This is a genomic window from Neobacillus sp. BP17 (assembly GCF_059579525.1).
The window spans coordinates 4,533,811-4,546,952 of sequence record NZ_CM184198.1; the positions used below are offsets into that span (position 1 = coordinate 4,533,811).

12 protein-coding genes are annotated in these 13,142 nt (G+C 38.5%); 4 read left to right on the plus strand and 8 right to left on the minus strand.

The features are described 5' to 3' along the window. Positions 1-97 precede the first annotated feature (97 nt). Genes AC4QJR_RS22165 through AC4QJR_RS22175 form a run of 3 tightly spaced genes read left to right on the plus strand, consistent with a single transcriptional unit; the run spans position 98 to position 2,584 of the window. Positions 98-730: a GNAT family N-acetyltransferase gene (locus tag AC4QJR_RS22165; RefSeq protein ID WP_496524203.1), complete on the plus strand. Its 633-nt coding sequence runs from the start codon at positions 98-100 to the stop codon at positions 728-730. 37 nt (positions 731-767) lie between these two features. Then, a complete protein-coding gene (locus tag AC4QJR_RS22170) occupies positions 768-1,415 on the plus strand; it encodes an acetoin utilization AcuB family protein (RefSeq protein ID WP_098574535.1) in 648 nt (215 codons plus the stop codon). After that, on the plus strand, positions 1,412-2,584 hold the full coding sequence (locus AC4QJR_RS22175) for an acetoin utilization protein AcuC (RefSeq protein ID WP_098574538.1): 1,173 nt from the start codon (positions 1,412-1,414) through the stop codon (positions 2,582-2,584). Before AC4QJR_RS22170 ends, AC4QJR_RS22175 begins: the two co-directional genes overlap by 4 nt. 40 nt (positions 2,585-2,624) lie before the next feature. Here the strand turns inward: AC4QJR_RS22175 and ccpA are convergent, their stop codons facing one another. From ccpA to AC4QJR_RS22200, 5 genes are all read right to left on the minus strand, one after another. Further along, entirely contained in the window at positions 2,625-3,623 is a 999-nt protein-coding gene (gene ccpA, locus AC4QJR_RS22180) for a catabolite control protein A (RefSeq protein ID WP_496524204.1), read from the minus strand. Positions 3,624-3,869: 246 nt separating this feature from the next. Continuing rightward, a complete protein-coding gene (locus AC4QJR_RS22185) occupies positions 3,870-4,949 on the minus strand; it encodes a bifunctional 3-deoxy-7-phosphoheptulonate synthase/chorismate mutase (RefSeq protein WP_098574541.1) in 1,080 nt (359 codons plus the stop codon). A 252-nt stretch (positions 4,950-5,201) separates the two neighbouring features. Further along, positions 5,202-5,534: a bacillithiol system redox-active protein YtxJ gene (gene ytxJ / locus AC4QJR_RS22190; protein WP_098574544.1), complete on the minus strand. Its 333-nt coding sequence runs from the start codon at positions 5,532-5,534 to the stop codon at positions 5,202-5,204. Positions 5,535-5,628: 94 nt separating this feature from the next. Then, the gene (locus AC4QJR_RS22195) at positions 5,629-6,123 is read right to left on the minus strand and encodes a YtxH domain-containing protein (RefSeq protein ID WP_251460197.1); all 495 of its coding nucleotides are present in this window, start codon (positions 6,121-6,123) and stop codon (positions 5,629-5,631) included. Between the two features lie 22 nt (positions 6,124-6,145). Beyond that, complete coding sequence (locus AC4QJR_RS22200) at positions 6,146-6,607, minus strand: DUF948 domain-containing protein (protein WP_496524205.1); 462 nt, start codon at positions 6,605-6,607, stop codon at positions 6,146-6,148. 224 nt (positions 6,608-6,831) lie between these two features. On the opposite strand from AC4QJR_RS22200, the gene AC4QJR_RS22205 reads away from it, so the two are divergent. Further along, positions 6,832-7,947 (plus strand): aminopeptidase, encoded by a 1,116-nt coding sequence (locus tag AC4QJR_RS22205; RefSeq protein ID WP_098574548.1) that lies wholly within the window; start codon positions 6,832-6,834, stop codon positions 7,945-7,947. A 39-nt stretch (positions 7,948-7,986) separates the two neighbouring features. On the opposite strand, the gene murC is transcribed toward AC4QJR_RS22205, so the two are convergent. The 3 genes from murC to AC4QJR_RS22220 form a co-directional block, all read right to left on the minus strand. Then, positions 7,987-9,288, minus strand: a complete 1,302-nt coding sequence (gene murC, locus AC4QJR_RS22210) for a UDP-N-acetylmuramate--L-alanine ligase (protein WP_098574549.1) — start codon at positions 9,286-9,288, stop codon at positions 7,987-7,989. Between the two features lie 232 nt (positions 9,289-9,520). Further along, positions 9,521-12,052, minus strand: a complete 2,532-nt coding sequence (locus AC4QJR_RS22215; RefSeq protein ID WP_496524206.1) for a DNA translocase FtsK — start codon at positions 12,050-12,052, stop codon at positions 9,521-9,523. A gap of 161 nt (positions 12,053-12,213) precedes the next feature. Continuing rightward, on the minus strand, positions 12,214-13,002 hold the full coding sequence (locus AC4QJR_RS22220) for a DUF1444 domain-containing protein (protein WP_375376963.1): 789 nt from the start codon (positions 13,000-13,002) through the stop codon (positions 12,214-12,216). Between the last annotated feature and the right edge of the window lie 140 nt (positions 13,003-13,142).

Genomic DNA, 13,142 nt, shown 5'->3' on the forward strand with positions numbered 1-13,142 from the left:
TTTATCTTACAGAAAATTTTGTGAAGTTACTTATCATTGATAGATTTTATGTATAATAGAATTAATATTGATGGATTTTCCCAAGGTAGGTGATCGTATGGAACACAAAAAGACATACAATGCCAAACAATTAAAAACACCCCATGGTTCTATAATTATTGAAGGACCCATTAATGCAGATAAACTGGCAGGATTTGATTTCCATGAAGACCTCGTTGCATTCCGCCAGCCCCCGCAGCAGCATCAGGCCTTAATTGGAATAGCAAACCTTCCAGAAGGCAGAATTATTATCGCCAGACATCAAAATACTATTGTCGGCTATGTGACCTTCCTATACCCTGATCCGCTTGAACGATGGTCAGAGGGCAAAATTGAAAATTTAATTGAACTAGGCGCAATCGAAGTCATTCCAAAATATAGGGGCTGTTCTGTGGGTAAAAATCTTCTTATCGTCGGCATGATGGATGATGCGATGGAAGATTACCTCATTATCACGACAGAGTATTATTGGCACTGGGATTTAAAAAGTACCAAGTTGAATGTGTGGGAGTACCGGAAAGTTATGGAGAAAATGATGAATGCAGGTGGTCTTGAATGGTATGCAACCGATGATCCTGAAATTTGCTCGCACCCTGCCAACTGTCTCATGGCACGGATGGGGAAAAGGATCGATCAAGAAACCATCCAAAAATTTGACCGCCTCAGATTTATGAACCGGTTTATGTACTAACTCAATGTTAAATGCTTAAGAAAAGGAGGATGTTCAAATGATAATAGAACAAATTATGAAAACAGATGTCGCCACACTCCTTCCGACAGATACCATTGCAGACGCCATTCAATTAATGGAATCAAGAAAAATACGCCATATCCCTATTATCAACCATGAAAAACATTTAGTGGGCCTTGTAACAGTGGCAAAAATCCATGAAGCAACTCCATCTATTTTCCATGCGAATGAGCATCCAGAAGATATAAAAAAACCACTTAACTCAATTATGGAACGAAACGTTATTACCGGTCATCCCTTAGATTTTGTAGAGGAAGTAGCTGGCGTTTTTTATGAACATAAAATCAGTTGTCTTCCTATCATCAATAATGGGGAATTAGTCGGAATCGTGACTGAAACCGATTTACTTTGGACAATGGTGGAATTAACGGGTGCCCATCAGCCAGGTTCTCAAATTGAAATCAAGGTTCCTAATCTTGCCGGTAAACTTAGTGAAATAACCACTGTGATTAAGCAACGGAATGCAAATATTCTGAGTGTCCTCGTTTACCCTGATAAGTTGGATGATCAGTTTAAAATACTTGTGATTAGAGTACAGACAATGAATCCCACTTTATTAATTCAAGATCTTAAACAGGCGGGTTTTCACGTACTTTGGCCTAATCTGCCGGGGATTTCACTATGAGTGATAAGTGTTCCTTCGTATTTTCAGATGAGCTTCTGAAATACAAATTCAGTAATCAACATCCTTTTGACCAATTCCGGCTTAAATTAACAGTGGACTTATTAGAAAAGATGAATGCGCTTCATTCAGAAAATGTCATCCCGCCAAGAATAGCCTCTGATGAAGAGCTAGCCTTAATTCACGACATAAATTACATAGAAGCAGTAAAAAAAGCAGGCAATGGTCTATTATCTCCAGGAATAGCCGAAAACTATGGACTTGGTACAGAAGATACCCCTATATTCCCTAACATGCATGAAGCGAGCGCTTTACTTGTTGGAGGGACATTAACAGCCGTCGATCAAGTTATGACTGGAAAGGCTCTGCATGCTCTCCATTTAGGCGGAGGGCTGCATCATGGATTCAGGGGAAAAGCGTCTGGGTTTTGCGTGTATAATGACAGTTCGGTCGCCATCAAATATTTACAGGAAAAATATAATGCTCGTGTTTTATACGTAGATACTGACGCTCATCATGGAGATGGTGTTCAATGGTCCTTCTACGATGATCCCAAGGTATGCACACTGTCCATCCATGAGACAGGAAGATATTTATTCCCTGGCACTGGCAATGTAAATGAACGCGGTCAAGGGATGGGCTATGGTTATTCATTTAACATACCCGTTGATGCTTTTACCGAAGATGAATCTTGGCTTTACGCCTATACACATGCCCTTAGAGAAGTAGCTGATTTTTTTAGACCCGATGTGATTCTTACCCAAAACGGTGCAGATTCTCACTATTTGGACCCATTAACACATCTATCTTCAACCATGAAAACCTATCGGGAAATACCTAGACTAGCCCATGAAATCGCCCATCAATATTGTAACGGAAAATGGATTGCTGTTGGCGGCGGTGGCTATGATATTTGGCGTGTCGTTCCAAGAGCCTGGGCTATAATTTGGCATGAGATGACCGAAAACTCAAACTGTTATGGCCGTTTACCTCAAGAATGGATAGATACTTGGCAAAAAGAATCTCCAGTGGCATTACCAAAGGAATGGGATGACCCAGAAAATTTATATACCCCCATCCCGAGAAAAGCAGAGATTACCGAAAAGAATTTATTAACACTCGAAAAAGCTCTTTACCCAATTAGAAGCCAACAAAAAAGTGAGTCAATATAAAAAGATGGGTTGACTAAGTTTGGTCAACCCATCTTTTTAATTATTTTGTTGAACGACGGTGTTCAATCCGGTGTGGAAGAACCACAATTTGATCTGATACCTTTTCTTTGTTCATCAATTTGGTTAAAAGTCGCATCGCAACTGCTCCAATATCATATAACGGCTGAACGATGGTTGTTAATTGCGGACGCACCATCAGTGACAGCCTTGTATTATCAGATGTGATGATCTCAAAATCCTCAGGAATTTTATAACCTTTGTCCTCTGCACCATGCACAACGCCAAGAGCCATTTCATCAGATCCAACCAAGATCGCCGTAGGTCTAGCTGAGATTTCCAGTAGTCTTTCGATTGCTTCAATCCCAGAGTCGTAGGTATAATCACCTTCAACGATAAGCTCCTCGTTATAAGCAATGCCAGCTTCTTGTAATGCCCTTTGGTACCCTCTAAGTTTCTTGATTGTATTCTTAGGTTCATGAAGTGGACCCACGACAAAAGCAATATTCTTATGACCTTTTTCAATAAATTCCTTGATGGAGTCATATACCGCTTCCTCATAATCAATATTTACGGAAGGTATTGTGTTGGATTCTTCAATTGAACCCGCAAGCACAATTGGTACAGGTGATTTTTCAAATTCTTCGACATGGTCTGCTGTGATATTGCCACCCATGAATACTAGCCCGTCCACTTGTTTGCCAAGCATTGTATTAAGCAAATGTAATTCCTTGTCTTTGTTTTGATCTGAATTGCTTAAAATAATGTTGTACTTATACATTGTGGCAATATCTTCGATCCCACGAGCTAATTCTGCAAAAAAGATATTTGAGATATCGGGAATAATTACCCCGACAGTGGTTGTTTTTTTACTAGCCAATCCCCTTGCTACAGCATTCGGACGATAGCCTAGTCTTTCAATCACTTCTAACACTTTTTTCCGTGTTACTGGTTTAACGTTCGGATTTCCGTTTACTACACGGGAAACCGTAGCCATCGAAACATTTGCTTCTCTTGCGACATCATAAATTGTTATATTCACCTAATACACACTCTCCTAAAACGATCATTGTTTTCATTATTTTACAACAGGTTGTATAAACTTAATCATTTGTTTTTTGTTTTTGTTTGTGAGAACGTAAACAATCTTTAATATGTATTTAATCATACGATAAGAAGGGAAAAGCCGCAATTGCATTTGTCAACATTTTTTGCAAAAATACTAAATAATATCAAAAAAACCTCCTGCAATGAAGATGCAGAAGGTTTTTATTACTATTTCTTACAATTAAACCCGAACATAGTTGGATGCGAGAAGTTCGTTATAGAATTTATCAAACTGATTAAGATCCATTTGCTGCTTTTGATCGGAAAGCGCCACGGCCGGGTCTGGATGTACCTCAGCCATCACACCATCTGCACCAATTGCAATAGCAGCTTTCGCACATGGTAATAAAAGGTCTCTTCTGCCAGTAGAGTGAGTTACGTCAACCATGACAGGTAAATGTGTTTCTTGTTTTAAAATTGGTACCGCTGAAATATCAAGAGTGTTTCTTGTAGCGCGCTCATAAGTCCTTATGCCTCGTTCACAAAGAATGATTTGGCTATTCCCCTGTGAGGCAATGTACTCGGCCGCATTAATAAATTCTTCGATTGTCGCCGCAATCCCTCTTTTTAACAATACAGGTTTATTTACAGAACCCGCTGCTTTTAACAATTCAAAGTTCTGCATATTACGTGCCCCAATTTGGATGACATCGATATAATCAATCGCCATTTCAATATCGGCAGGGCTGACAATTTCACTGATTACGGCCATATCAAATTCCTTAGCAACCCGTTTTAGGATTTTTAAGCCTTCTACCCCCAACCCTTGGAAATCGTAAGGAGATGTCCTTGGCTTATAAGCTCCGCCACGAAGAAGCTTTAAGCCTTTTTCTTGCATCGATTTCGCTACTGTTGCCACTTGTTCATATGATTCGACTGCACACGGACCAAATACGAAGTGTGGCTTGCCATCGCCAATCTTTTCACCTTTTAATGTTACAATGGTATCTTCAGGCTGTTTTTTTCTAGAAACAAGCAATGCCTTACTATGGTCATCCTGTTGGAGGTCAAGACCTGCTTTAAAAATCTCTTTAAAAATATGATCAATTGTTGAATTTTCAAAAGGACCATCATTATGCTCTTTAATAATATCAAGCATCTTTCTTTCACGGACTGGATCATAACGGTACACACCTTGGTTTTCTTTCACTCGGCCAATATCCTGAACCAGCTGTGCCCTTTCATTAATTAATCTTAACAATTCTAAGTTTAGCTCATCGACCCGTGCCCTCAATTGTTCTAATTCGATTTTTTTGCCCATCCTTCGTCCCCGCCTTTTCCTTTGCTAAACAGATCTTCCGTTAAAAAGTTCTGAATGCATATATGTTCTTTTGTGAAAAGCTTAACGTGTACATTCAAATATATTCATCTTTATAATTAGGCTTATTATATCGGATATGTTTTTATTTGTCACTAATTTTTTCTTTAATGGTTAAACGCTTTTAAGCACTAAAGCATCGTGTATAATATTAGAACGAAATCTGCACTTTATTTACCACAAACTTTAATGAATTTATTGATTTTCAGCAATAGCACCTGTTAGGGAGCGGTTTGTAATTTTCCAGTGGGAAGCATTCCATAATGGCTCCCCATTTGAAAATAGAATCGTTTGCGGTGATTCATGTTTAATTTGGAATTTTTCAGCCACCTCATTAGACAATGGACGAGAATCCTGAACAGCAAGGAAATAAGTGGGTACAGACTGATTTTCATTTGCAAACTTTTCATATTCCTTGTATGCTGCATGGCTAATGGGACATGTTAAACTGTGCTTTAAGAGAAAGAACTTACTCTCCTTTTTCAATACTTCATCAAATTGTTCAATGGAATCAATTTTCTCTAACATATGTACATTCCTCCAAAAATGAAATAAACGGTGAAGTAATTTTATCACTCCACCGTTTCTATCACAAATAAACTGATTCAATTCATCCATGTTTTTAAAGCTTAACCTTATTTTCTTCCTCTTCTAATGCCCTTTCCGCTTCCTCGAGTTTTTTTCTTATTTCAGTGCTATCTAAGTGTCCAATTTCGATGGATTTCTTTGCTTTGCTCTTTTCTTTCAAGGGCTGAATGGGAATATAGGTTGATTCTGTTTCGTCCTCTCGTTCGCCTTGGTTTGTTATTTTCCCTTTAACCTTATCCAATAGTCCTGTAGATTGCAGGACGATTCCTTGGGACAGCGAGGAACTCTTAGAGACTAATTCATTACTTTTGCTCATTACATTTTCTTTCATTGTCGATGTCTTATCGATGATGGACCCAGCTTGGTTACTAAACGTATTCCGCAGATCTTTTCCCGATTTGGGAGCCAGAAAGAGAGCAACAGCAGCACCAACTACTCCTCCAATAATTGCACCAAGCAGAAAACTATTGGATGACTCCTCATTTCGAGTTTGATTCGTCTCTCTTGAATCAAATTCCCTATTTGACATCTTCAAATTCCTCCTCTAGTTCTTAATGGGATCTAACCTTCTTACCTTCATTTACGCTTATCTCACTTTTTTGTTGCTTTCTTGCCTGCCATTTATCCTTCAATTCTAGAATGACATTACTCCATTGCACAATTTGCGAAATTTTTTCTTTGCTTTCCTCAACTTGGATATCCACTGTTTTTGTAATATTTTTAAGTGTTCCATTGAATCTATTGACTGTTGTACCCACATCTTTTACCGCATCTACAACGCTTGTTAAGCTTTCCGTTTTCTCTTTGAGATCATCTGCTAATGCGTTTGTTTTTTGTAAAAGTACGGTTGTCTCAGCTGTTACACCATCCAACTGTTTTTCCAATCCTGCTAAAGTTTTCGAAACGCTTGTAAGTGTAACTTGAAATGATTTGAGCGTTGTCGATAAAAAGATGACAAGCACAAAAAACGCGATTGCTATCAAGGCTACGCTTAAGTATAAAATTATTTGCATCGTGCACCTCCGCCTTAATCCTATCAATATGTATATCCCATCATGGAAAGATATAAACCTCGCTAATTATCTTATACTACTTCCATATTTTTGTCCTCTTTTCCTGCCGTTTCTTTAAAAAATTTCAACAAGTATGGGCTACAATAGTTTTATTTATCAACTTTAAGGCTTATTCGGTTACAATATGTTAGTAAGAACATTATTTTTTGTTGGAGGCGTAAAGTATGAAAGATCCTCGTATTGAAAAACTAGCAAAAAACTTAATTAATTATTCGGTCCAGCTCCAAAAAGGAGAAAAGGTTTTAATTGAGAACTTCGGGCTGCAGCGTGAGCTTGTGACCGCCCTCGTAAAGGAAGCCTACTTAGCGGGGGGATACCCTTTTGTGCTGTTAAAGGACCATCAGGTAGACCGCTCACTCTTATTTGGAGCCCAAGAAGAGCAATATAACATGATGGCCGAATTCGAAGCAAATGTAATGAGTAAAATGGATGCATACATAGGCCTTCGTTCCGGGGATAACATCAGTGAACAATCCGATGTCCCAGATGATAAAATGAAAATCCACGGAAATACGATTGGTAAAAAAGTTCATCGCGACATTCGTGTTCCAAAGACAAAATGGGTTGTTCTTCGCTACCCAACTTCTTCCATGGCTCAATTAGCTAAGATGAGTACAGAGGCATTTGAAGACTTTTATTTTGATGTTTGTAACCTTGATTACGGTAAAATGGATAAAGCAATGGATAGTCTGAAAGAGCTAATGGACCGAACAGACAAAGTTCGAATCACGGGTCCAGGAACTGACCTTAGCTTTTCCATTAAGGATATACCAGCCATAAAATGTGCCGGACGATTAAATATTCCTGACGGTGAGGTTTATACGGCTCCTGTTCGCGACTCAGTCAATGGCGTAATTACGTATAACACTCCTTCACCATACCAAGGGTTTACGTTTGAAAATGTGAAGTTAACCTTTAAAGAAGGGAAGATTGTTGAAGCGGAATCCAATGATTCTAGTCGGATTAATAAAATCTTCGATACCGATGAAGGTGCACGTTATATTGGTGAATTTGCTATTGGCGTTAATCCGTTCATTCTTAATCCAATGCAAGATATCTTGTTCGATGAAAAAATCGCTGGCAGCTTCCATTTTACACCTGGACAATGTTATGATGATGCCTTTAATGGCAACCATTCCAATATCCACTGGGATATGGTTAACATTCAACGGCCGGAGTATGGCGGAGGAGAAATCTATTTTGACGATGTCTTAATACGAAAAGATGGCCTATTTGTTCTTCCAGAGTTAGAGGTATTAAATCCGGAAAACTTAAAATAAAAGAAAGGATGCCAACAACTTGCTGGCATCCTTTCTTTCTTATTTAGCTGACTGTTTTTCGTAGGATTCCTGGAACTTTTGAATGTCACCAGCACCCATAAAAATAATGACGCTATTGTCATAGTCATTTAAAACCGAAGTATGCTCTTCCGTAATGACTTCAGATCCTTCGATTCTTGCTTGAAGGTCCTTGATGGTTAGTTTCCCATGATTTTCACGAGCAGACCCAAAAATCTCACATAAATAGGCTTTATCTGCTTCTCTTAAACTTTTGGCAAAGTCTTCAAGAAACGCTTGAGTTCGCGAAAAAGTATGTGGTTGGAATACAGCCACAATTTTACGGTCGGGATATTTTTGCTTTGCCGCATCAATTGTTGCTTTAATTTCAGTCGGATGATGGGCATAATCATCGATTAATATTTGTGAACCGATTCTTTTTTCTGAAAACCTTCTCTTTACACCTTGAAAGGTAATTAATTCGTTCTTGACTATTTCTACACTAATTTCTTCATAATGACACAAACCGATAACGGCAAGTGCGTTTAATACACTATGATCGCCGAAAGTTGGAATAGTAAATGTGTCATAGAATGTATTACGAATGAAGACATCAAACGTCGTTCCAGTAGTTGTCTTCACAAGATTTTTTGCTTGATAATCATTTTCATCGCCAAAACCATAAAACAAAACGGGAACCTTTGCCTGAATTTTCTGAAGCTGTTCATCATCACCATAAGCAAATATTCCTTTTTTCACTTGGATGGCCATCTCTTGAAACGCTGAAAAGACATCATCAATATTTGCAAAATAATCAGGATGATCAAAATCTATATTCGTCATAATTGCATAGTCAGGGAAGTAAGACAAGAAGTGCCTTCTGTATTCACAAGCTTCAAATACAAAATATTCTGAGCCTTCTTTTCCTTTACCAGTCCCATCACCAATTAAAAATGATGTTGGCTTAGCTCCTTCCATCACATGGGCAAGCAGGCCTGTTGTAGACGTCTTTCCGTGCGCACCAGTAACTGCCACACTTGTAAAGTTTTGCATAAAGTCACCCAAAAAGCGATGGTAACGCACAATAGGAAGCCCAAGTTTCATCGCTTCCTGTATTTCCTCATGTGTATCCGGAAAAGCATTCCCTGCAATTATCGTCATTCCTGGCTTGATATTTTCCTTTTGGAAAGGAAGAATCGTAATCCCTGATTGCTCAAGGGCCAGTTGTGTAAAAAAGCGCTTTTCGACATCGGAGCCTTGCACCTGAAATTTCATATCATGTAGAACTTGTGCGAGTGCACTCATTCCAGACCCCTTTATACCGACAAAATGGTAAATAGTCATAGAAGAACCTCCAACAACGTCTATCTGTAGAACAGTATATGACATCTGTCTGTATTTGCTAACAAGAAAACAGAGAGCTATTGTACACTATAATTTCAATAACCTCTAAAAAACATATTTAATTATTATATCATTAATCACACTGAAAAACTATTTGTAAACAAATTCTTTAGATTCTGACTAGTTATTTCACTATATATTATTTGTCCTAGTCATGAAAGAATACTATCAATTAATTATTTGCATTAGCCTCTAAAATCGATTCTAAATCTGCATGGGTAATTAATACTTCACGCGCTTTGCTTCCATTTGCACTAGTGATATAGCCACTAGTCTCAAGCATATCCATCAATCTTGCCGCACGATTATAGCCTATTTTAAAACGCCTTTGCAGACTTGATGTTGATGCTCCGCCTTGGTCAATGATAAATTCACAGGCCTCATAAAAAAGTTCATCTTCTGTTTCCGATACTTGAGCTTTTTTCAATAATTCCTCTTGCTCAAACAAGTAATCTGGTTCTCGCTGTTCCCTTACATGACCTACGACCAGATCAATTTCTTCATCCGAGACAAACGTTCCCTGCAAACGGACAGGCTTAGATGAACCATTTTCTAAAAATAGCATATCACCGCGGCCGAGTAACTTTTCTGCCCCACTAATATCTATGATTGTGCGTGAATCCACTTGGGAAGAAACAGAAAAGGCGATTCGGGTAGGAATATTGGCTTTAATTAAGCCGGTTATTACATCCACTGATGGCCTTTGTGTGGCGACTATTAAATGAATCCCACACGCTCTTGCCTTTTGAGCAATTCTACAAATAGCTTCTTCCACATCTGCTGGTGACATCATCATTAAGTCAGCTAATTCATCAATAACAATCACAATAAATGGAAGTTTGTCCGCATACTGTTTATGCTTTATTGCCAGTTCGTTAAAGCGATTAATGTCACGAACACCGGTATGGGCAAACAATTCGTAGCGTCTTTCCATTTCATCGACCGCCCATTTTAAAGCAGCTGTCGCCGCCTTAACATCCGTAATAACTGGACTGACAAGATGCGGAATACGGTTGTATGGTGCGAGTTCCACCATTTTTGGGTCAATTAATAATAGCTTTAAGTCTTCAGGACTGGCTTTAAAAAGTAAGCTAACTAAAATCGTGTTAATGCACACACTCTTCCCTGATCCTGTCGCACCAGCAATCAAACCGTGCGGCATTTTCTTTAAGTCTGTGACAATCGGCTTTCCGGCAATATCCAGACCAAGCACAGCTGTTAAGGGAGAGCTAGATTCTTTGAAAGTATTACTTTGAATAATTTCGTTAATGAATACAGGACGTGACTTTTGGTTGGGAACTTCAATCCCAATCGTATGCTTTCCTGGGATGGGGGCCTCCATCCTAATATCTCTAGCAGCAAGGCTTAACTTAATATCATCCGTTAAATTGGTAATTTTGTTTACCTTAACACCTGGCTCCGGCTGAACTTCAAAACGAGTTACTGAAGGACCCTGTGTTACATTAACGACACTAGCGCCCACATTAAAGTTTTTTAAGGTTTCGTTTAATATTTCCTCTTGCTCTAATAACCATTTCGTATCATTCCCCACTGTCACAGGAGGGTTTAGCAAACTAGATGTTGGCAGCACATAATCAGTATCATCTGGTTTATCTTGGATGACTTCTTCCTTTTTTGGGAATAGGTCAATCACTTGGTTATTTTGTTCAGGAGGTACATGTTCTTGTGACCGCACAACTTGTGCTTCCAATCCACTGTTTCTCTTTCGCTCTTCCCATTTTTGTTTATCTTGTTTTAACATCATCACATTAAATGGCAAATGGGAACGCTTTGGTACTGTGGGTTCTGGTGTGGCCTCTAGTTCCGAGATGGCCTCTGGTTCTGAGATGACCTCTAATCCTGAGTTGGTCTCTGGTTCTGAGATGATCTTTAATCCTGAGTTAGTCTCTGGTTCTGAGATGATCTCTAGTTCTGATTCGGACTCTGGTTCTAATAAGGTCTCTAGTTCAGGTAAATCCTCTTCTGCATCATTTGAATCGTTTGCTGCTGCTATTAATTCTTTAACCTCTTCATATGAGTCTTCATCAAGTGCTTCTACTACGGTTTCTTTTTGAATCATTTCTCCAGGAATTGTTTCCACTTCGAAAATTTCCATGTCAATTTCTGATTGTTTAGTGATTTCTATTTCAGTTGTCATCACTTCTGAAGCAGTTGGACTGTCAACCAGACTTCCTTCATTCTCTTCTAAAAAGCGGCTTAATTCATGCTCGACAATTTTATCCGTATTCTTGGGCCGATTAAACCCAAAAACGGGAGAAGGAATTTCTGTCGGTTGGAAGGTACCGTTCTTCTTCAGAGATGGTTCTTTTTTAAGTTTAGGCATTTCCTGAATTACCGTTTGAACTTCTTGCTTTTCCTTAATGATTCTCTTGGGCATTTCCTGTTTTACCATTTGAACTTCTGGCTTTTCCCTAATGATCCGCTTAGGCGGTTCTGGATGGGAATTTTTTCTTTTTTGTCGTAATGTTTGTTCTTTTTCCTTTGGTGTTTCCTTAAGTTTTGGCGGATGAAAAGGATGATTACTGCCTTTTGGGTACTGATAGGACACCTTGGTCTCTAAATCCTTAAAATTTTCTTTTTTGTTTAGAAACGGCTGGCCTTCTTGTTTATGTATTAAGTAACTCTCAAATTCATCATCTTCTTCTTTTCTTAATTTTTGAAATAGGTTTTGGAACCAGCTCAAAACTATCACTCTTTCTACTAACTACTTTAAATCTATCACTTTATTTTATCAGTTTTTTAGATTTTATCGACATAATTCTTATAAATGAGGCAAAATACACTCTGTGAAAATAGTTCAATGAAAAAAGATCACTGTGAATGTGATCCTTCATCTATGTTTAATTATTTGTTTTTTCCTAAAATAAAAATGGGTTCTAATTCACCATTTTCATATAAAAATGATAAAGCTGTTATTGGCACATGACCGTTTGCAAAAAAGCTCATGGCCATCTGTGCCATCACATCATATCCTCGATCATTACGAATATCAGCAATAATTAACACATCCTGGTGTGGAACAGCTAGCACCATTGTCCCCGTCATCTTCTTTTGGAATTCATTTAAGAACACCTTATTTAAGATCCGGCTCGCATCGTATCCATCATTTGTGTTTAAAAAGTAAAAGCTATTACCTGCAACTTGATCCTCTTTTAGGGGAGTAGAAAGGGATCTGGCATTAAATAAAGCAATTTCCTTAATTCTGTTTGCTTCCCAGCCCTCTTTTGCCATAATACGAGAGTCGATTAACCGATAGGTGTTACCTTGGTCATAGGCATAATAAATTTTTGTTTCAGCTGTGTGCTCGTCAATTAAAAATGGCACCCCCTCTTCTGCCTCCTTTGGGAAGGATGAGGAGCGAATGACGGGGAAGATTTTCCTCTCATGATCGGTTAACTGAACTGTGTCTTCCATCGCACGAAGCCCTTCTTCAATATAATAAACGACTTCATCTATGGCTTTCTCCTTTTCGATATGCCATTTGGCAATAATCCCAGGTAAAGCGACTGTTATACCTTTTCCTGACTCTTTGCTTTCAAAGCGCAATTGGTCCTTCTCTCGATCATAGGTAATCACCCGATCTTTACGAGCCAGGCGTCTCTCTAATTCGGTTTTCATTTTTCTGCTATCCATTTTCATTTTAAATTCCTCCATTTTAGGAGCTGCTTTTCTATTTTACATGAAAAACCCTCCATCTCAAAGTGATGGAGAGTTCTACATAATTTTGGTTCTGCTAAAACTTGTATGTTGATTTCTGCTCCAATCAACAGAGT